Consider the following 20,513-nt stretch of genomic DNA (forward strand, 5'->3'; position numbering starts at 1 on the left):
GACGGGGTTCCCCCGGGGGATCGTCCGGGGCATCCCCGATGTGGGCGGGCGCCGCACCGCGAAAGGATGCGAGGCATGAGAACGATGGCGATCGCAGGCGGGCTGCTGGCCTCCGCAATGGCGCTGACCGGGTGCGGGCTCGCGAAGATCGCAGGCCCCACCGAGCAGGAGACGGCGTCGTACCAGGTGACGGAGAAGGTCACCAAGCTGCGGCTCGAGAGCGGCGCGGGCGACACCGTCATCACGGAGACCGGCGGCGCCGCCGTCCGGGTCACCGAGACGCTCCGCTGGAGCGGCGACGACAAGCCCACAGCCGAGCACAAGGTCGAGGGGGAGGCGCTGTTCGTCACCTACGACTGCCCGTCGAACTTCGGCAGCTGCAGCGTCGACTACAAGATCGAGGTCCCCAAGGGGCTGGCCGTCGACCTCGAGGCGGGCTCGGGCAACATCACGTTCAGGGACCTGACCGGGATGATCGACGTGAAGGCCGGCTCCGGCGACGTCGACGCCGCAGGGCTCGGTGGCAAGAAGGTGTACGCCGAGGCGGGGTCGGGGAACATCGAGCTCAAATACCGCAGCGCCCCCGACGACGCGCGGCTCAAGACCGGCTCGGGCGACACGAGACTCGTCGTGCCCGCGGGCAAGTACGCGGTGACGACCGACATCGGATCCGGCGACGAGAACGTCAAGGTCGACAACGACGGCTCCTCGCCGCACAAGATCTCGGTGACGGCGGGTTCCGGCAACGTCGATGTGGAGCCGGGATAACCAGGTGATTGCGCCAGGGATGTCATGCCACCATCGTGGGAAGACACCGTGGTGTCCAGACGTTTCCTCATAGAGATGACACGAATGCACGAATACTCCACGCTCGACGCGTACGAATCCGGCGACATGGACCTCGAGGAGCGCCAGGCACTGCGCCGTGTGGCGGGCCTGTCCACCGAGTTGCAGGACGTCTCCGAGGTCGAATACCGGAAGTTGCGGCTCGAGCGGGTCGTCCTGGTCGGCGTCTGGACCTCCGGCACCGTCGAGGACGCGGAAAACTCGCTGCTGGAGCTCAAGCTGCTGGCCGAGACCGCCGGGTCCGAGGTGCTCGACGGCCTGATCCAGCGCCGCCAGAAGCCCGACCCGGCGACCTACATCGGCTCGGGCAAGGCTCTTGAGCTGCGCGACGTGGTCGAGTCGACCGCCGCCGACACCGTGATCTGCGACGGCGAGCTGACCCCTGGCCAGCTCCGCCAGCTCGAGGAGACGGTCAAGGTCAAGGTGATCGATCGCACCGCGCTGATCCTCGACATCTTCGCCCAGCACGCCAAGAGCCGTGAGGGCAAGGCCCAGGTCGAGCTGGCGCAGCTCCAATACCTGCTGCCCCGCCTGCGCGGCTGGGGTGGCAACCTGTCCCGCCAGGTCGGCGGTCGCGCCGCTGGCGGCGTCGGCATCGGCGGCCGCGGCCCGGGTGAGACCAAGATCGAGCTCGACCGCCGGCGCATCCGCGAGCGGATGGCCAAGCTGCGCCGCCAGATCGGGAGCATGTCCACCTCGCGTGACACCATGCGCTACCAGCGCCAGCGGCGCGAGGTCCCGGCCGTGGCGATCGCCGGCTACACCAACGCCGGCAAGTCCTCGCTGCTCAACCGCGTCACCGGCGCGGGCGTGCTGGTGGAGGACGCGTTGTTCGCGACCCTCGACCCGACCGTGCGCAGGGCGCGCACGCCCGAGGGCCGGCTGTTCACGATCGCCGACACCGTCGGCTTCGTCCGGCACCTTCCGCACCAGCTCGTCGAGGCGTTCCGTTCCACGCTGGAAGAGGTGGCCGACGCCGACCTGATCCTGCACGTCGTCGACGGCTCCCACCCCGACCCCGAGGGTCAGCTGGCGGCCGTGCGCGAGGTGCTCGCCGACCTCGAGGGCGCCTCCGGCATCCGCGAGATCGTCGTGATCAACAAGGCCGACCTGGCCGACCAGGAAGTGGTCGACCGGATCCTGCGGCGCGAGCGCGACAGCATCGTGGTGTCGGCCCGCACGGGCAAGGGCATCCCCGAGCTCATGGCGCTCATCGACCGGGAGCTGCCGCGGCTCGACCACGAGGTCAACCTGCTGGTGCCGTACGACAGGGGCGACCTGATCTCGCGCGCTCACAAGGAGGGCGAGGTGCTCTCCGTCGAGCACGTCGAGGACGGCACCATCCTCCACGCCCGCGTGTTGCCGAGCCTGTCGCAGGAGCTCGAGCGGGTGGGCAAGCCGGTCGAGCGCGTCTCCTAGGGTTCTGGGCGGCCGGCGTGCGCCGGTATATCGCGGTGCGGTTGGGCAGCTCTCGCCGTAAAGCGTGCAGAGCTGCCCAAAAGCGGCAGTGGTCCCCGCACCCTGGGGTTGCTACCATTGGCCAGACCTAACGTTGGTCTGCATTTTGGGTTCGGGTTCTAGGTTTCGGATGATGACCAGTGGTGTGGATGTCGTCAACGGGGGCCATGGGGACGAGGCAGGGCTGGGTGACGGATGGGATCAGTGGTCTTTCTTCCGAATAAGCCTGTACACCAGCCCAGCCTGTGAAATAACGTAACTGAACTGAAATCGCCGGATCATGTCTCCGGCGATACGGTCACCGCACAGCATGACGCGGACTAGATCAGGAGACCCCCCATGTCGTCCGGACCCGGAGCGGACTCAGTGGGCGCGGCGCAGGCCGTGCGCTGGGCGCTGGGGCCATGCCGGGAAACGGGCAGAAGCGCTCCCGGGGCGGTGATGCGGTGACCGTTCGGCTGCTGACCAACATCGGCCGTCTCTGGACCGGCAACGAAGTCCTGAGCAACGCCGCCATCCTCGTGCACAACGACCGCATCGCGTGGGTCGGGCGCGCGCCCGACCTGCCGCAGACGGTGCCCGGCGTCGTCGACGACATCGTCGACGTCGACCACGTCGAAAACCTGGGTGGCGCTCTCGTCACGCCCGGCCTCATCGACGCCCACACCCACCCGGTCTACGCCGGCAACCGCTACGCCGAGCTGGCCATCCGCACCGGCGGCTCCACGTCAGCGTCGATCACCGCGGCCGGCGGCGGCGTGGGCTCCACCGTCACCGTGACCCGCGGCACCGACCCCTGGACGCTCTGCAACGGCGTGCGCGAGCGGCTGCGCGACTGGCTGCTCAGCGGCACCACCACCGTCGAGGCCAAGACCGGCTACCACCTCACCCGCGACGGCGAGCTGGCCGACGTGCGGCTCCTGCGCGAGCTGGAGAAGGAGCCGATGATGCCGCGGGTGCACGTCACCTTCCTCGCGGCGCACGTGGTCCCGCCGGAATACTTCGGCCGGCAGCGCGAATACGTCGAGGCCGTCGGCTCCTGGTGCGCCGACGCCGCCGCCGCGGGCGCCGACAGCGTCGACGTCTACTGCGACGATGGCCACTTCACCACCGAGGAGTCCCGCTGGGTCCTCGCCTCCGGCCGCAACGTCGGCCTGCTGCCGCGCATCCACGCCGGCCAGTACAGCCGCCGCGGCGCCGTCCAGCTGGCCGCCGAGCTCGGCTGCGCCTCCGCCGACGGGCTGCACCACATGTCCGATGAGGACATCGCCATCATGTCCCGCTACGGCGTGCCCGCCGTCGTCTGCCCCGCCACCGCCCTGCAGCGTGGCCACCTCCCGCCGGTCCGTCAGATGATCAAGCACGGCGTGCAGATCGCGCTAGGCAGCGACCACAACCCCGGCTACTGCGGCATCACCTCGATGGCCCTGGTCATCGCCATGGCGGTGTCGGCGTTCGGCATGAGCGTCAACGACGCGCTCCGCGCGGCCACCCTCGGCGGCGCCACCGTTCTGGGCGCCCCCGACCGCGGCGTGCTGGCCCCGGGCCGGCTGGCCGACATCGTGCAGTGGGACGCCGACCACGAGGGCGCCTTCGCCTGGTCCTTCGGCCTCCAGCCGCGCCGGGTGTGGCGGGGTGGCACCCCTGTCCAGTAACTGACCCCGGGACATGCCGCCCACGGTCGCCGTCGTCACCGACTCAACCGCCTATCTGCCGCCTGTGCCGCTGGTCACGGTCGTGCCCGTGCAGGTGATCGCCAAGGGCGTGCCTCATGACGAGGGCTCCTTCACCGGCGACCTCGCCTCCGCCACCACCTCCCGGCCCGCGCCCGCCACGTTCGCCTCCTGCTACGCCTCCCTGGCCGCCACGGGCGCCACGGGCATCGTGTCGGTTCACCTCTCGGCCGCGATGTCCGGCACCGCCGATTCCGCCGTGGCGGCCGCCTCCGACGCCTCCGTACCTGTGGAGGTGGTCGACAGCCGCTCGATCGCGATGGGCCTCGGCTACCCGGTCCTCGCGGCGGCCCGCGCCGCCGCCGGCGGGGCCTCCCTGGAGGAGGTGGCCTCGGCCGCCCGCAGCCGCGTGGCGCTCACCCGCACGTTCTTCTACGTCGACACCTCGACTACCTGCGCCGCAGCGGCCGCATCGGCACAGCGGTCTCCTCTTCGGATCGGCCCTGATGATCAAGCCACTGCTCCACATCGTGGACGGCCGGATCTCCCTCCTCGAGAAGGTCCGCACCTCGTCGCGCGCCATCGCCCGGCTCGAGGACCTGGTCGTGCAGGCGGCGGGCGCGGGGCCGGTGGAGGTGGCGGTGCAGCATCTGCGGGCCCGGGAACGCGCCCGGGCGCTGGCCGATCGGCTGTCCAGACGGATGCCCGCACGGGCGGAGCTGCGGGTGGTCGAGGTGGGGGCGGTGATCGGCGCCCACGTGGGGCCCGGCATGCTCGGCCTGACCGTCACCGCTCTCTAGCGCGCCGACCACTGACGTCCGCCGCCGGCGGACGACACACCGGTGGGCGTGCGAGGGATGGCCCGGCTCTGTGCGGCTCACATCCGATCCGGTGGTGTTCGGGTCGAGGTTCGACGCCGTCGCGCTTGTACGGGCTCGGCCATGCACCCTCCGCCGGCCGGTGCCGATCTCGCGGCCCAGCATTGTCCACACCCCTTTCTCGGCCGCCGATGTTGTCCACAGAACGTGACTCGGTCTCCTGGCACAGCCGCCCGCAGCCCTATTTTCACCTGCGTGCGAACCCCCGATCCGACGGCCGAACGAGCCATCGCCGAGTCCCGGCTGCGCTCGATCACCACCCCGCCCCGCCGCCCCCGCCGCCGGCCCGCGAGGGTGGCACGCAGGCCCGCCGAGGGTCGAAGAATGCCTTACGCCACCGGCTCCCACGACGGCCCACGCGCCCTCTCCCCTCAGGCACCGAGGTCCGTCGATGGAGATCGTGCGGTCGTTGACCGTTCTCCTGGGGAGCCGCGCGACGGTGTCCGTCAGCCCGTTGACGGGTTCCTCGGCGAGCCGCGGAACGTCGAGAGATTCCCTGAAACTCATGAGGCCCACGGTGGATTCTTCAGGGCGTCCGGCCAGTCGCGGACCGTGGAGAGCGTCAGTGAGGCCTGTGAGCCTTCTGAGGCCTTCGACCTGGCTCCTGAGCCACCATGGTCGTTCGGCTCCGCCTACGACCCCCCACAGCCTCACCTATCGCCTCGCTCACAGCCCGCACGGCCCACAGAGCCCGGACGGTCCGGACAGCCCGCGCAGTCCGGACAGCCCACACAGACCGCGCAGACCGCACGGCAGTGCGGTCCGGCCCCGGTTCCGCCGACCTTCCAGGCGTTCCGTGCGGCCCTGGCGTCCCAGAGCCCCGCCCTCGATCCCGGCAAGCCCGGTCTTCGTGTCCTCATGGCCGTGGGCGCCCTGGCCATAGCCGTCGCGGCGTTCTTCGTCTGGCGATCCCAGCCCTCGCCCGCGCCGCTCCCACCACCCACCCCCGTGTCGTCGCCGACCCCGTCCACGACCCCCACCGCACCCAAGGTGACGGTCCACGTGGCAGGCAAGATCCGTAAGCCTGGCGTCTACCTGCTCCCCGCGGGTGCCAGAGTCACGGATGCGGTGACCGCGGCCGGGGGAGTGTCACGAGGAGCGTCCCTGGACTCACTCAACCTCGCCAGACGGCTGATCGACGGAGAGCAGATCGTCGTGGGCGCACCTCCCGGCACGATGGCCCAGGGTTCGCCGATCACGGGCCCTGCCGGAGGCGTCATCGACCTCAACACCGCCACACCAGACCAGCTCGAAGAACTGCCGGGCGTGGGCGAGGTGCTGGCGGCACGCATCGCCGAGTTCCGTACCACCCACGGCGGTTTCACCTCCGTCGAGCAGCTTCGCGAGGTCAGTGGCATAGGGCCGCGCAAGTTCGACGAGATCAAGCCGAAGGTGCGCGTCTGACATGACCGGCCACCCGCTACCGCCCGTCACAGGCAAGAGCCACGCCTGGCCCCTGCTGCTCCCGGCGATCGCCGCCTGGGCCTGTGCGCTGGTCCTGCTCGGCTGCTCCGCACGCATCGGCACGGCCGTCGCCCTGGCCGCGGCCCTCGGCGCCGTCGCCGTGGCCTGGCACACCCGCTCACTCCCCGGACGACGGGACGGACGCTGCACCAGCCGGCCGGCCGCGTGGCGCGGTGTCATCCTGGCCACCCTCGTCTGCGCGGCCGCGGCATCCGGATCGGTCGCCTTCAGGGTGCACGCCGTGACCACCGGTCCCGTGGCCGAGCTCGCAGCCGCGAACGCCTTCGTCACCGCCCAGATCGTGCTGACGGACGACCCGAGACGCAGATCCAGCCAGAACATTCCGTTCGCCCCGGACAGCTACGTGACCCCGGCCACCCTGACGATCATCCGGACGGCTGAGGCCCGGCAGGCGGTCAACGTCCCCGTCACCGTTTTCTCCAGCGGGGCAGCCTGGGCCCGTCTCCTCCCCAGCCAGCATCTCGAAGTCACCGGCCGGCTCGCCATGCCGACCGCAGGCGACCTGGTGGCGGCCGTCCTCCTCGTACGCGGCCCGCCGCGGGTCCTGACACCACCGTCGGAGCTCCAGACGGCGGCGGGCGCCCTCAGGTCGGGCCTGCGGTCTGCCGCCGACGTGCTCCCTCCCGACCAGCGCGGCCTCCTTCCCGGCCTGGTCGTCGGCGACGTCTCGCGTATGGACCCGCAGGTGACGGCCGACTTCAAGGAAGCGGGCCTGAGCCACCTCAACGCGGTCAGCGGGGCCAACCTGGCCATCGTCGCGGGCGCGATGCTGGCTCTCTCCCGTCTGTTCGGCTTCCCGCTGCCCGTACGCGCCGTTCTGGCCGCGCTCTCCATGCTCGCGTTCGCCGTGGTGGCCCGTCCGTCCCCGAGCGTCCTGCGTGCTCTGCTCATGGGCCTGGCCGCCGCCGTCGCGCTGGGCACCGGCAGGGCACGAGACGGTTTCGCGGCCCTTTCCGCAACGGTTCTCCTTCTGGTGCTCTTCGTCCCCGAACTCGCCAGGTCTTACGGGTTCGCCCTCTCGGTGGCCGCCACCGCCGGGATCCTCCTCCTTGCCCCTCGCTGGCGCGACAGGCTGTCGGCGGCCCAGCAGGAGGAGAATGACGCGGGTGCGGCCGGCAGGCGGCAGGCTGGGTCCCGGTCACGGGTGCGGTTGCCGCGCTGGCTTGCCGAGGCCATCGCCGTGCCGGCGGCGGCGCAGGTGGCGGTGACACCGGTTCTGGTGTTGATGTCGGGACAGCTCACCCCCGTCGCTCTCATCGCCAACCTCCTCGTGGCTCCGGCGGTGGCTCCCGCGACCCTGCTCGGTTTCGGGGCTGCCCTGGTGGCCCCGGTGTGGCTTGAGGGTGCCCGGTGCCTGGTGGTCCCGGCTGGTTACGCGGTCGGGTGGATCATCACGGTCGCCCGATGGTCGGTGGGGCTGCCGTACGCCACCGTCCCGTGGCCGGGCGGCCTTCCCGGGCTGGCGTTGCTCGCGCTCGCGGTGGCGGCCGGGATACTGATCCTGCGGCGGCGCGCCTGGCGGGCGATCGTGCTGACGGCGGCCGGTGCCGCTCTGGTGGCGGTGCTGGTGATCCGGCCGATCGCGACGCCCTGGCCGCCGAAGGGCTGGCTCATGGTGATGTGCGACGTGGGTCAGGGCGACGGGATCGTCGTCGCGGCAGGGCCAGGACGAGGGGTGGTGGTGGACACCGGGCCCGACCCGGTCGCGATGGACCGCTGCCTGCGCGGCCTCGGCGTCGACGACGTTCCGCTGCTCGTCCTCACCCATCCGCATGCCGACCACGTGGGCGGCCTGCCCGGAGTGCTCCGGGACCGGCGCGTCGGCGCGGTGGTCGTCAGCCCGCAGCGGGCCATGGCGCGCGCCTCCGCACGCGTCTCGGGCACCCTGGAAGGGCGCCGGATACCGGAATGGACGGTCTCGCCGGGGACTCGCTGGACGTTCGGCCCGTCAGAGGTGACCGTGCTCGCCCCCGACCCGGCCTCCGGGGAGGTGACCGGCCAGGGCGAGGGCAGTGCGATCAACAACTCCAGCGTGGTGCTCCACGTACGCTGGCGATCGGGCTCCGTGCTGCTCAGCGGCGATCTGGAGACCGAGGCCCAGAAAGAGGTGTTACGCCGCTCCGCGGTCCGGGCCGACATCCTGAAGATCCCGCACCATGGATCCAACAGGCAGTCACCAGCCTTCCTGGAAGCCGTGGGTGCTCGAGCGGCGCTGATCAGCGTGGGGACGGACAACGACTACGGCCATCCGGCGCCTTCCACGCTCGCCCTGCTGCGCAGGCTCGGCGCCGCCGTCTACCGGACCGACCACTCAGGGGATATCGCCGTGGTGGAGAGGGAAGATGGCATGGCCGTGGTCTCGCGCGGCCGGGCATCCTGACTCCGGGCACCGGCCTGTCCGGCGTTGCCGCGGCGAATACCTGGTTGTCCTTGGCGTCTGGCATGCTTCCCCCATGGCGGGAACCGATCCAGCGCTCGTGACCCTGGTTGTCGGCGATGAGGAGTTGCTGGCCGAGAGGGCGGTGACCGGGGTCGTCGCGGCGGCGCGGGCAGCCGATCCCGAGTCCGAGGTGCATGACCTCCTGGGCGGCAAGGTGTCGGTGGGCGAGCTGACGCAATTGACCTCCCCGTCGTTGTTCGGCGGGCGGTCTGTCATCGTGATCCGGTCGGCGCAGGATCTGCCGAAAGACGTCATCGCCGAGGTCGTGGCCTATGCCAAGCAGCCCTCCGACGACACCGTGATGGTGCTGGCGCATCCGGGAGGGGTCAAAGGCAAGGCGCTGGTCGACGGGGTGAAGAAGGCCAAGGCCCAAGTGATCACCGTCAACAAGGTGACCAAGGCGGGGGAGCGGCTGGAGTTCATCAAAGGGGAGTTCAAGCGTGCGGGGCGGAGCATTTCCGGCGACGCCGCCACAGCGCTGCTCGATGCCGTGGGAAATGACCTGCGGGAGCTGGCGGCCGCCTGCAGCCAGCTGGTGTTCGACACCGAGGGCAAGACGATCAACGCGTCCGCCGTGGCGCGCTACCACAAGGGCCGGGCCGAGGTCACCGGCTTCAACGTGGCCGACTCCGCGATCGAAGGGCGGCTGGCCGAGGCACTGGAACAACTGCGGTGGGCGCTCGGCACCGGCGTCGCCCCCGTGCTGCTGGTCAGCGCGTTGGCAGGTGGGCTGCGGTCGCTGGCCAAGGTCGCGAGCGCGCCGCGCAGCCTGCGGGGTGGTCAGCTGGCGAGTCATGTCGGTATGCCGCCGTGGAAGGCCGACCGGGTGAAGCGGCAGCTGAACGGGTGGGGCCCCGACGGATTGTCGAAGGCCATCCAGGCGGTGGCCGAGGCGGACGAACAGGTCAAGGGCGGCGGCGCCGACCCGGCTTACGCGCTCGAGCACACGGTGCAGGTGATCGTAGCCAGCCGCACGGGCCGGTGAACGACGTCAGGTGAGGGCTTCCTCGCGGACCACGCCGTCACTGATCTCCAGCACCCGGTCCGCCAGCGTCATGAGGCTCGGGTCGTGGGTGGCGACCAGGGCGGTGACCCCTTCGCTCCGTACGAGTGCCCGCAGCAGCTCCATGATCTGCCGTCCCGTCTGCGAGTCGAGCTGCCCCGTCGGCTCGTCGGCCACCAGCAGGCGCGGCCGGTTGGCGAGCGAGCGGGCGATCGCCACCCGCTGCCGCTGCCCTCCGGACAGTTCGTACGGCCGCTGGTTGACGTGCTGTTCCAGCCCGACGAGCGCCAGCAACATCCGGATCCGCTCCTCGCGTTCCTTCACCGGCATGCGCACCAGCCGCATCGGCACCCCGACGTTCTCGGCCGCCGACAGTACGGGGATCAGTCCGAACGACTGGAAGACGAACCCCACCACGTCTCTGCGCAGGGCGAGGAGTTCGTCGTCGGACATGGCGGTGACCTCGTGCCCGTCCACGACCACCCGTCCGGCGTCCGGTTTGTCCAGGCCGCCGATCTGGTTGAGCAGCGTCGTCTTGCCCGACCCGGACCGCCCGCGGATCGCGACGAGCTCTCCGGGGAACACCGAGAACGACACGTCCCGCAGCGCCTCGACCTCCTTGGGCCCGCTCCGGTAGATCTTGCGCACCCCTTCCACCACGACCAAGGGCGACTCACTCACCTGACGGCTCCTCTCGCGCGGGCCACACGCCGATGTGGTCGGATTCGAGCTCGAGACGTACCCGGCGTTCCATCTCGAGGGCGTTCATGAAGTCGCGCGGGAGTTGCAGGCGCCCCACCCGGTCGAGTACGGCGTACTCCTCGGCGATGATCTGCCCTTCGGCGTCCTCGCGCCGCAGCGTCTCGCTGCTGGTGCGGCCGTCGCGGATGCCCACCGTCCGGTCGACCTGCTCGGACACGAGCGGGTCGTGGGTGACGACCACGACGGTCACGCCCAGTTCCCTGTTGGCCTTGCGCAGCGCGTCGAACACCAGCTCCGACGTCTCGCTGTCCAGCTCGCCCGTCGGCTCGTCGGCGAGGATGAGCTGGGGGGAGTTGGCGAGGGCGACGGCGATGGCGACCCGCTGCTGCTCGCCGCCCGACATTTCGGGAGTTCTGCGGTTGGCGCAGTAGCCGACGCCGAGCAGTTCCAGCAGCTCGCCCGCCCGCTCCCGCCGTCCCCCGCGCCCGCCGGCCAGCTTCATCGGCAGCTCGACGTTCTCCTTGGCGGTGAGGTACGGGAGCAGGTTGCGGGCCGTCTGCTGCCAGATGAAGCCGACCACGGAACGCCGGTAGCGCAGCCGGGCGCGGGCGTTCATCGACAGCAGGTCCATGCCCGCCACCCTGGCCACCCCGGCCGTCGGGACGTCGAGCCCGGACAGCACGTTGAGCAGCGTCGACTTGCCCGAGCCCGACGCGCCCACGATGGCCACCAGCTCGCCCTTGTCGATCACCAGGTCGAGGCCCTGCAGCGCGACGACCTCGACGCCTTCGGTCTTGTAGATGCGCACGAGGTTGTCGCACACGATGTGCGCGTCGCCGCCGAACGCGGCCTTCTGCCGCGTGGCCTTCGCTTCCAGCTCGGACAGGGTCGGGTTCACGTGAGGTCTCCCACTCGAAGGACGGCGCCGAGTCTGCGGCGGCGGCTGACGGCGGTGTGGGCGTAGGCGCCGAGCACGGCGACGGCGGCCAGCCCGGCCGCCAGCGCGCTCGGCAGGAACAGGTCGAGAGAGTAGTCGCCGACGGGCAGGTCGCCGGCGTAGGAGGACAGGTCGACGCCGGGCCCGAGCGCGGCGGGCAGGCCGAGGCCCAGGCCGAGCCCGACCAGCGCGGTGACGAGGATCATGGGGAGGATCTCCAGCACGGTCAGCCGCTGCGCCTGACGTTCCGACAGGCCGAGGGTGCGCAGGAACGACACCGCCCTGGCCCGGTCTGCCGCCCCGACCACCAGCGCCAGCACGACGGCGACCAGCGCGTACGCGGCCAGCGCGATCGTCACGACGACCATGGTCCAGCGTACGGTGCTCGTCAGCGGGTCGTCCTGGATGGCCCGGAGCGTGCCTTCCTGCGACACCACGGTGGCCGACGGGACCAGTTGTTTCAGCTCGTCGACGGAGGCGTCCCCCTTGATCAGCAGAGTGTTCACCGCCGGCCGGGTCAGCACGTCGATGGGCACCACGAGGAACTTGCCCTTGGTGAAGAAGCCGGGCACCGACTCGATCACGCCGCGCGTGGCGAGCTTCACCCGCGACTGCCAGCCGATCTCGAACGTGCCCCGCCCCTGCAACTCGGGGGAGACGAGCGCGCCGCTGGGCAGCGCGGGCAGGTCGAAGGGGGCCTCGCCCATGAGCCGCCGCCACTGCGCCACGTCCACGGCGATGGCCTCGGCCCGCTCGGCGCCGTAGCCGACCTGCACGCGGGCGGTCTGCGCGGGCACCACCTGTTCCACGCCTGGGGCCCTGCGTACCCGCTCGATGGCCTCGGCCGGGATCTCGATGTTCGACGTCATCTTGATCGGCGCGCCTGCCTGCTGCCATGACGCCCGGGTCTGCGTGCCGGCGATCCCGTCGGAGACCACCGCGGCGAACACCGACACGCCCAGCGCGGGCAGCATGATCAGCACGGGCAGCACGCTGGCGGAGCGCGCCCTGGCCGCCCGGGTCAGCCCGAGGAACGGCACGGCCGCCCGGCCGCGCGCGGTCAGCCGTACGAGCAGGCGCAGCGGGTACGGGTAGCAGCGCAGGGTGATCAGCGCGGCCGCCAGCGTCAGCGCGATCGGCACCAGCAGCAGGAACGGGTCCTGCCCCGCGGAGTCGTCCAGCCCGCGCGCCCGCAGCAGGTAGGCCCCGGCCAGCGCCAGCACGACGACCAGCACCTCCAGCGTGATCCGCCTGGCCGAGGGGCGGGCGGTGGCGACGTCGTCGCGGCGTTCGTGCAGCGGCGTGCGATAGGTCAGGGCCAGCCGCGTGGCGGCGTAGCCGACGGTCACGAGGATGACGAGGACCGGTCCGGCGTGCACGATCGGCAGCACGGGACCGGGCACGAGGTACGACAGCGCGTACCCGGCCAGGGCCGCGGGCACCACGGCCAGCCCGGTCAGCGCCGCGCCCGTGCCCGCGACCTGGCGCAGCGACCCGCCGCGGGCGCGGGCCAGCGTGAGCGTCGGCTCCATCCGGTCGGCCAGCAGCTGCACGCCCAGCACGAGGACGCCGAGCGCGACGGCGAGGAGGCCGCCGAGCACGAGGTACATCACGGTCTCGGCGGTGGCCAGCCCGGCGCGGAAGTCGCCGAGCAGCTTGGGCAGCCCGGTGATCAGGCGGTAGGGGCTGACGGTGCCGGTCGCCTGGATGCCGATCAGGCGGTCGAAGTCGGCGATCGCAGCGGTGAGGACGGGGACGTCCAGCGCGTTCGCGGTCGTGGCGTCGATGGGCAGGACCCAGTGGTAGGCCAGGTGGCGTCCTTCGCCGCTGAGCGCGGTCAGCCCGTCGTCGGACATCAGCGAGGTGATGTGCTTCTCGAAGTCGAGAGAGCCCGGCGGCTGGATCTTCGTGACGTGCAGGATGTCGGGGTTGTGGTCCCAGTAGCGGTCGCCGGGGTTCTTGGCCTCGAAGGCGCCGACGATCTTCACGGCGACGTAGTCGTTCTCGCCGAGCGTTCTCGTGTCGCCCACCCGCAGGTCCATCTCCCGCAGGGCCTCCGTCACGACTCCGACCTCGAACACCGGGATCGTCTCGCCGTCGTACCGCGTGGTGCCGGGTTTGCCGGGTGGCCGCCCCTGGACCCAGGTCACGCGCCGGCCGGCGTCGGACAGCCAGCCGAGGTTGAAGTATTTGGTGCCGCTGGTTCCGGTGATCGGCGTGAGGGTGGTCTTGGCGCTCATGTGGCTGGAGCCGGTGCCCTCGGGCGTGATGAGCGGGCGCAGCCCTGGAGGCAGGAGGTCGCGCCATTCGCGGTCGCGGGCGGTGAACTGGTCGCGGTCGTGGAGATCGTCCTCACGCGAGTCGGACGTCACGGCCACGGTGAGGTCGGCCTGCTGGGCGGCCGCGGTGCTCAGCGAGCGCCGCAGCGCCTGGTCGAACGACGCCTGCATCCCCCTGGGCAGGCCCGCGATCAGCAGGCAGGCGCTGATCGTCAGCACGGAGAGCACGGCGACCGTGCCCAGGTGCACCCGCGCGAGCAGCGGGATCCTCACTGTTCCTCCCGGAGGACGAGGCCTTGCCTGCGCACATTGCGTGCCAGGCCGGCCACGATGGCGAGCAACACCGCCGCGACCAGCAGCAACATCGCGAGGGTTGCGGCCCACGGGATGTCGAGCAGCACTCCGGGCGTGACGGCCGAGGCCTGCCCGGTCAGCACGATGTGCGGCACGACCAGCGTGCCGACGACCACGGCCAGCCCGGTGCCCGCCGCCAGGGACAGGCCGATGACGAACGCCTGCTCGACCGCCAGCATCCCGAACACCTGCCGGGAGCTCACCCCGAGCGCCCGCAGGATCCCGAACTCGGCCATCCGCTCGCGCGCCGCGACCGCCGCGTTCACGAGGAAGCCGAGCGCCGCGAACACCAGCGCCGCGAGGAACCCGAGCATCAGCGCCCCCTGCAGCCCGCTGGCCAGCGGGTCGTCCTGGAGCTGGGCCGTCAGCGCGCGCTGGTCGAGCGGGGTGACGTCCCATTCCGGCCGGCTCTTGAGCACCCCCATCGCGGCCGCGGTGTCGTCGGCCGCGAGCCACCACTCGGTCGCGGGCCGGGGCAGTTGCGCCGCGGCAAGATCACTCGTCTGCAGCGTCTCCAAGTCGGCGAGCACCGCCGGCTGGCCCGCGGTGGTCGTCGGCAGCGTCTGCACGACGGCCACCACCTTGATCTCCAGGACCCTGCGGTCGATGCTGGCCCGCCCGACCTGACCGACACTCATCTTGAGCGAGGCGGCCAGGTCGGACGTGAGCACGACCGGCAGCGGCGCCTCCGGGCGGGTCCCGAAAGTGGCCACGGCCGGCCGGGTGTCGTCCTCCTCCAACGAGACCTGGGGCGTCGCGAGCTCGCGGCCGTCGACGCTCAGGCCGGTCAGCGTCAGGTTCGCGGTGCCCTCGTGAGCGCCGGCGACGAGTCCGCGCAGAGCCACCGGGTACGTGATCTTCCCGCTCTGCCCCGCCAGGGCCTTGAGGCTCACCTCCACGCGGTTGTCCCCGGGCTTCAGCACGCCGAGCGGCACGTCGCGCCAGACGCCGAGACCGTCGGACAACACCAGCCGCAGCGGCAGGTCGGCCTCCACCTTCGCGCTGAGGGTGAGCGTCGTCGGCCGCCCGGGAAGCTCGAGCCTGTCCGCGTGCGTCCCCACCAGCTCGCGTGACATGTCGGTGACCGGCTTCGCGGACAGGTCGGGCCGCAGATGGAACACCTCGCCGAGCTTGCTCGCCTCGAGGCCGATCAGCACCGCGCTCTCGCCGCCCACCTCGGTCTGCCCGCGGAAGCCGGGGGAGGCCGCCGTCACGCCCGGCAGCGCGGTGAACGCAGTCCCGCGTCCCAGCGACCCCAGTTCCGGCCCGTCCGCGGGACCCGACAGGCGCAGGTCGGCCCCCGCCTGGTGGCGTGCCTGGTCGAGCTGCGAGGTGCGCCAGGTGGACGCGGTGGCCAGGGAGACGATGCCGATCGCGATCGCCATGGTCAGCAGCAGCGCCGGGCCCGCGTACCTGAGCGGCCGCCTGGCCACCTGCCAGGCACCGAGTGCGGGGGCGAGCGTGGGCCGCTCGGAGGTCAGCCGTTCGGCCAGCTTCGAGATGCGCGGCACCAGCCGCAACCCCAGCATGCCGCCCGTGAGCAGGGCCAGCGCGGGTCCCGAGATGATCAGCGGGTCGATGCCCAGCCCGCCGCCCGCCGTCGCGGTCACGGGCGCGCCGTAGTGCTGGAGCTGCCAGATCGCCAGCCCGGCCACGACCAGCAGCGCCACGTCGGCGCCCGCACGTTCGATCAGGCCGCGCCCGCCGCTGCGGCCGCGCGCCGACTGCTCCTCCACGTACGTGCGCCGCGCGCCCGCCAGCGCCGGCAACAGCAACAGCACCGCCGAGGCCAGGGCCACGCCGAACGACACGAGGAACGTGCCCAGATCGGCCGTGGGAGACAGCCGAACGCCCGAGGCTTTGATCCACGGCAGCGTGTTGACCAGCGCGAGCAGGGGCGGGCCGAGGAACGGCGCGGCGATCGCGCACGGCACCGCCACCAGCAGCGCCTCGCCCCCGGCCAGGGTCGCCAGCCGCATCGTGCCCGCGCCGCGCGAGCGCAGCAGCGCCACCTCCATGCGCCGATGGTCGGCGAGCAGTCGCGCGGTGAGCATCAGCGCGTACGCGGCCAGCAACAGCAGTTGCAGCACCGGGATCAGCATGGTGGAGCGTGCCACCAGGGACGCGGTGTCGAGCTGGGTGAGCATCTCGGGCAGGTGTCCGGTGACCGTGCAGCGGCCGCAGCCGTCCGCCTTCAGCCGCTCGCCCACCTGGCCGAGCGCGGCGGCCATCGGGCGCAGCTGCTCGGGCGTCAGCGCACTCAGGTCGGGGACGGCGGTCCAGGTGGCGTTGACGTTGCTGGCGAAGCGGGCGATGAACGTCTCGCGCGCCACCATCAGCGGCCCGTACGTGGTGAAGTCGCCGCGGTCCACGCCCCTGGCCAGCAGCTGCTCGCCGGCCCAGCGCGCGCCGGAGGGGTCGTTGAGCTGGAAGACGCCGACGACGCGGACCTTGACCGGGCGGGGGTCGAGGCGGCCTCGCGTGGTGAACTCGTCGCCCGTCTCGAACCCGGTGGCCGAGGAGGCCGACAACGAGATCGCGGCCTGCACGTGGTCGCCGCCGTCGCGCGGCCAGGCGCCGGAGATGAGCCTGGCGTGCTGGTCGATCCCGTCGTGGCTGCCGAACCTGAGCAGTTCGGGCCGCTCCTCGCCCTCCTGGCCGGGCATCACGTAGGAGTCGGAGCGGAAGCTGGTGGTGATGGCAGGGGGCCGGGTGTAGGCCCGGTCGAGCTGGGCGCGTACGGTCCGGTCGAAGGCGGGAAACGTCTCCGCGGTCACGGGCGCGCTGATGGTGGCGGCCGTCTGCTCGAACGACGCCGTCTCCATCGTCCTGCGCACGCCTGCCTCGGCGATGGAGGAGGCGTACATGGTCAGCGCGACCAGCGTGGTGGTGGCCAGCAGGATCGACCCGAACGCGGCCAGAAGCAGCAGTGGCTCGCTGAACGCCCGTTTGACGACCAACGGCCCCCGCATGTGCCCCCCTTTTGCCCGATTAGCTGCACTGTCGGGTACCCGCGGGACGGAGGGCAAGGTGATCTTTGCAACGGTGACGGAGCCGATACGAGGCGGCGACGCCCGTGTGATATCGAAACTGTGACAAAAGTCTGGCAAACGGAAAACGCCGCATCCCTCAGAGGGATGCGGCGTCTCTGCTGCTGCGTTACTTGGCGGACAGCGCCGCGGCCTGCCTGGCGATCGCGGACTTGCGGTTGGCGGCCTGGTTTTTGTGGATGACGCCCTTGCTGACGGCCTTGTCGAGCTGGCGGGCGGCGGCCCGCTGCAGCGCGACGGCCTGCTGGACGTCGCCCTGCTCGGCGGCCTCGCGGAACCTGCGGACGGCCGTCTTCAGCGACGACTTGACCGCCTTGTTGCGCAGGCGAGCCTTCTCGTTCTGCTTGTTGCGCTTGATCTGGGACTTGATGTTCGCCACGAAGAAGCCTCGGTGAAAGTCAGTGATGGATGGGGCGCGCGGGCTCGATGAGAGGGCGCGCCACACGCAGTTGAACAGATTACCAATAACCCAGGCGGCTGCTCAAATCAACGGCCTGGGAGAATGGGTCCGTCCATCAGTGTACGGGAGCTCAGGCCATCCAGCGCGTCATGTACTCCCGCCAGTCGTCCTCCGTGGCGGCGAAGTCGACGTAGAGGGCCAGCCCGAAGCGCTCGCGGCGGCCGTGCTCCGACAGGGCCAGCTTGGCGCCCTCGGCGGCCATCTCGACGCTCTCGGCGTTGTCGGCCCAGGCCAGGCCGTGGTCGTGGTAGGCGGGGGCGCCGATGAACAGCGACGTGTCGCCGGGCACCAGGTCGAGGGCCAGCTCCGACTGCCTGACCACGTGACCGCCGTAGAGCGACTGCAGCGGGGTGCCCGAGTCGTACGTCATGATCGCGACCTGGTCGACCCGGTTCACGACCTGGGTGAAGTAGCCCGATGACCAGTATTTGTCGTGGCCCAGGACGGCCCTCGCCGTCAGGCGCATGCCGGGGTAGGGCTCGATCTGCGGGCTGGCGGTGGACAGCAGTCGCGTGTGCCGCCGGGTCTCGTCGAGGAGCCGCAGGAATTCGGTGTCGCCGTCGCCGATGGGCTCGAAGTTGTAGTGGATGCCGTCGTAGCCCTCTTTCATGATGGCGGCGACGCCGGCCAGCACGTTCTGGCGGGCCTTGGGGTCGTCGAGGTCGAGGGCGTCGTCGACGGACTGGCCGAGCCAGGCGGAGATGCGGACGGCCGGGAGATGCTCGCGCATCCACGTAACGAAATGTCGGGCGCTGGGGTATTTAGCTGGATCTAATCGACCATCCATCTCGAAAGGGCCCGAGTGGACGTACACGTCCTTGATCCCCGTGGCGCGCAGCCGTACGGCCAGCCGCTCGACGTCGCGCTCGGTGCGCCGCCCGTCGACCCACGCATGGCCCAGCCACAGGGCGTCATGGCCCGTGCTCTTCGCCCATGCGGCCGGGTCACCGGTAAACTGGATGCGGAGCGCGGCGGCGATCAGGCCGACCAGCGCCAGCACGATGGCCGCGGCAAGCGCGAGCAGGCGCAGGCCGTGGCGAATGACGGTCCGGGCATTCATCCGGGCATGTCACCATGAAAGACTGCTTGATTCAACCCTGTCGAAACGGACTTCGGTGCGCACTCAGCCTGGCCAGACCGACCCCGCGTTGATCCGCAACTTCTGCATCATCGCGCATATCGACCACGGCAAGTCGACCCTTGCCGACCGGATGCTGCAGATCACCGGGGTGGTCGACGAGCGCTCCATGCGCGCTCAATATCTCGACAGGATGGACATCGAGCGCGAGCGCGGCATCACGATCAAGTCGCAGGCCGTGCGGCTCCCGTGGGACGGCCACGTGCTCAACATGATCGACACGCCGGGGCACGTCGACTTCACCTACGAGGTGTCGCGGTCGCTGCAGGCGTGCGAGGGCGCGATCCTGCTGGTCGACGCGGCCCAGGGCATCGAGGCGCAGACGCTGGCCAACCTCTATCTGGCCATGAACGCCGACCTGCACATCATCCCGGTCCTCAACAAGATCGACCTGCCCGCGGCCCAGCCGGAGAAGTTCGCCGAGGAGCTGGCGGGCCTGATCGGCTGCGACCCCTCCGACGTGCTCAAGGTGTCGGGCAAGACGGGTGAGGGCGTGCGTGAGCTGCTCGACCACGTGGTCGCGACCGTGCCGGGGCCGGTCGGCGACGCCGACGCGGCCGCCCGCGCGCTGATCTTCGACTCGGTCTACGACACCTACCGCGGCGTCGTCACCTACGTCCGGGTCGTGGACGGCCACCTGGGCAAGCGCGAGCGCATCCTCATGATGTCCACCATGGCCACCCACGAGACGCTGGAGATCGGCGTCATCTCGCCCGAGCCCAAGGTCGCCGAGCTCGGGCTGGGCGTCGGCGAGGTGGGCTACCTGATCACGGGTGTGAAGGACGTGCGCCAGTCACGGGTCGGCGACACGGTGACGGCCGCGGCCAAGCCCGCTCCCGAGATGCTGGCCGGCTACGACCACCCCAAGCCGATGGTGTTCTCCGGGCTCTATCCGATCGACGGCGACCAATATCCCGAGCTGCGCGAGGCGCTCGACAAGCTGCAGCTCAACGACGCCGCGCTGGTCTACGAGCCGGAGACGTCGGCCGCGCTCGGCTTCGGCTTCCGCGTCGGGTTCCTCGGGCTGCTGCACATGGAGATCGTCCGTGAGCGCCTGGAGCGGGAGTTCGGGCTGTCGCTGATCTCCACGGCGCCCAACGTGGTCTACCGCGTGGTCATGGAGGACGGCAAGGAGCTCACCGTCACCAACCCGTCGGAGTTCCCCACCGGAGGCAAGATCGCGCAGGTCTTCGAGCCGGTCACCAAGTCCACGCTCCTGGCGCCGGCCGAGTTCATCGGCGCGATCATGGAGATCTGCCAGGGGCGGCGCGGCCAGCTGCTCGGCATGGACTACCTGTCGGAAGACCGGGTCGAGATCCGCTACACGCTCCCCCTGGGCGAGATCATCTTCGACTTCTTCGACCAGCTGAAGTCGCGCACCCGCGGCTACGCCTCGCTCGACTACGAGCCCGCGGGCGAGCAGGAGTCCGAGCTGGTCAAGGTCGACATCCTGCTGCAGGGCGAGCCGGTCGACGCCTTCAGCGCGATCGTCCACAAGGAGAAGGCCTACGCCTACGGCGTCGACATGGCGAAGAAGCTGCGCGAGCTGATCCCGAGGCAGCAGTTCGAGGTGCCGATCCAGGCGGCCATCGGAGCCAGGGTCATCGCCCGCGAGAACATCCGCGCCATCCGCAAGGACGTCCTGGCCAAGTGCTACGGCGGCGACATCTCCCGTAAGCGCAAGCTGCTGGAGAAGCAGAAGGAAGGCAAGAAGCGGATGAAGATGGTCGGCCGCGTCGAGGTGCCGCAGGAGGCCTTCGTCGCCGCGCTGTCCACCGACTCCAGCACCGACAAGGCCAAGAAGTAGGCC

General features: G+C 70.8%; 14 protein-coding genes and 1 pseudogene. 9 read left to right on the top strand and 6 right to left on the bottom strand.

What is annotated here, in order from left to right; all coding sequences use genetic code 11:
- Window positions 1-75: 75 nt before the first annotated feature.
- The 8 genes and pseudogenes from ABGB01_RS01360 to holA all read left to right on the top strand — a co-directional run bounded on the left by ABGB01_RS01360 (window position 76) and on the right by holA (window position 9,765).
- Complete coding sequence (locus ABGB01_RS01360) at window positions 76-768, top strand: DUF4097 family beta strand repeat-containing protein (RefSeq protein ID WP_347769393.1); 693 nt, start codon at window positions 76-78, stop codon at window positions 766-768.
- A gap of 84 nt (window positions 769-852) precedes the next feature.
- A complete protein-coding gene (hflX, locus tag ABGB01_RS01365) occupies window positions 853-2,265 on the top strand; it encodes a GTPase HflX (RefSeq protein WP_347770162.1) in 1,413 nt (470 codons plus the stop codon).
- A 485-nt stretch (window positions 2,266-2,750) separates the two neighbouring features.
- The gene (gene hutI, locus ABGB01_RS01370; RefSeq protein WP_347620203.1) at window positions 2,751-3,959 is read left to right on the top strand and encodes an imidazolonepropionase; all 1,209 of its coding nucleotides are present in this window, start codon (window positions 2,751-2,753) and stop codon (window positions 3,957-3,959) included.
- Between the two features lie 13 nt (window positions 3,960-3,972).
- Window positions 3,973-4,362 (top strand): annotated as a pseudogene (locus ABGB01_RS01375) (DegV family protein); the annotation flags it as partial.
- Window positions 4,363-4,483: 121 nt separating this feature from the next.
- Complete coding sequence (locus tag ABGB01_RS01380) at window positions 4,484-4,777, top strand: DegV family protein (RefSeq protein WP_347769396.1); 294 nt, start codon at window positions 4,484-4,486, stop codon at window positions 4,775-4,777.
- Between the two features lie 936 nt (window positions 4,778-5,713).
- Entirely contained in the window at window positions 5,714-6,259 is a 546-nt protein-coding gene (locus tag ABGB01_RS01385; RefSeq protein WP_347769398.1) for a ComEA family DNA-binding protein, read from the top strand.
- Window position 6,260: 1 nt separating this feature from the next.
- Complete coding sequence (locus ABGB01_RS01390; RefSeq protein ID WP_347769400.1) at window positions 6,261-8,720, top strand: ComEC/Rec2 family competence protein; 2,460 nt, start codon at window positions 6,261-6,263, stop codon at window positions 8,718-8,720.
- 73 nt (window positions 8,721-8,793) lie between these two features.
- Window positions 8,794-9,765 (top strand): DNA polymerase III subunit delta, encoded by a 972-nt coding sequence (gene holA, locus ABGB01_RS01395; RefSeq protein WP_347769402.1) that lies wholly within the window; start codon window positions 8,794-8,796, stop codon window positions 9,763-9,765.
- A 6-nt stretch (window positions 9,766-9,771) separates the two neighbouring features.
- Here holA and ABGB01_RS01400 read toward each other — a convergent pair whose 3' ends face one another.
- The 6 genes from ABGB01_RS01400 to ABGB01_RS01425 form a co-directional block, all read right to left on the bottom strand.
- Window positions 9,772-10,464 carry an ABC transporter ATP-binding protein gene (locus ABGB01_RS01400; RefSeq protein ID WP_347769404.1) on the bottom strand — a complete coding sequence of 231 codons (693 nt, stop codon included), beginning with the start codon at window positions 10,462-10,464 and terminating at the stop codon, window positions 9,772-9,774.
- Window positions 10,457-11,383 (bottom strand): ABC transporter ATP-binding protein, encoded by a 927-nt coding sequence (locus ABGB01_RS01405; RefSeq protein ID WP_347769406.1) that lies wholly within the window; start codon window positions 11,381-11,383, stop codon window positions 10,457-10,459. Before ABGB01_RS01405 ends, ABGB01_RS01400 begins: the two co-directional genes overlap by 8 nt.
- Window positions 11,380-13,974 carry an FtsX-like permease family protein gene (locus ABGB01_RS01410; RefSeq protein WP_347769408.1) on the bottom strand — a complete coding sequence of 865 codons (2,595 nt, stop codon included), beginning with the start codon at window positions 13,972-13,974 and terminating at the stop codon, window positions 11,380-11,382. The genes ABGB01_RS01405 and ABGB01_RS01410 overlap by 4 nt, the downstream gene beginning before the upstream one ends.
- On the bottom strand, window positions 13,971-17,027 hold the full coding sequence (locus tag ABGB01_RS01415) for an ABC transporter permease (RefSeq protein ID WP_347769410.1): 3,057 nt from the start codon (window positions 17,025-17,027) through the stop codon (window positions 13,971-13,973). Before ABGB01_RS01415 ends, ABGB01_RS01410 begins: the two co-directional genes overlap by 4 nt.
- A gap of 187 nt (window positions 17,028-17,214) precedes the next feature.
- Window positions 17,215-17,484 carry a 30S ribosomal protein S20 gene (gene rpsT, locus ABGB01_RS01420; protein ID WP_347620193.1) on the bottom strand — a complete coding sequence of 90 codons (270 nt, stop codon included), beginning with the start codon at window positions 17,482-17,484 and terminating at the stop codon, window positions 17,215-17,217.
- A 151-nt stretch (window positions 17,485-17,635) separates the two neighbouring features.
- The gene (locus ABGB01_RS01425) at window positions 17,636-18,625 is read right to left on the bottom strand and encodes a hypothetical protein (RefSeq protein WP_347769412.1); all 990 of its coding nucleotides are present in this window, start codon (window positions 18,623-18,625) and stop codon (window positions 17,636-17,638) included.
- A gap of 55 nt (window positions 18,626-18,680) precedes the next feature.
- On the opposite strand from ABGB01_RS01425, the gene lepA reads away from it, so the two are divergent.
- A complete protein-coding gene (gene lepA / locus ABGB01_RS01430; protein ID WP_347769414.1) occupies window positions 18,681-20,510 on the top strand; it encodes a translation elongation factor 4 in 1,830 nt (609 codons plus the stop codon).
- The last annotated feature ends 3 nt before the right edge of the window (window positions 20,511-20,513 follow it).

Origin of the sequence: Nonomuraea sp. B5E05, assembly GCF_039880665.1 — a bacterium.
Taxonomy (GTDB): domain Bacteria; phylum Actinomycetota; class Actinomycetes; order Streptosporangiales; family Streptosporangiaceae; genus Nonomuraea.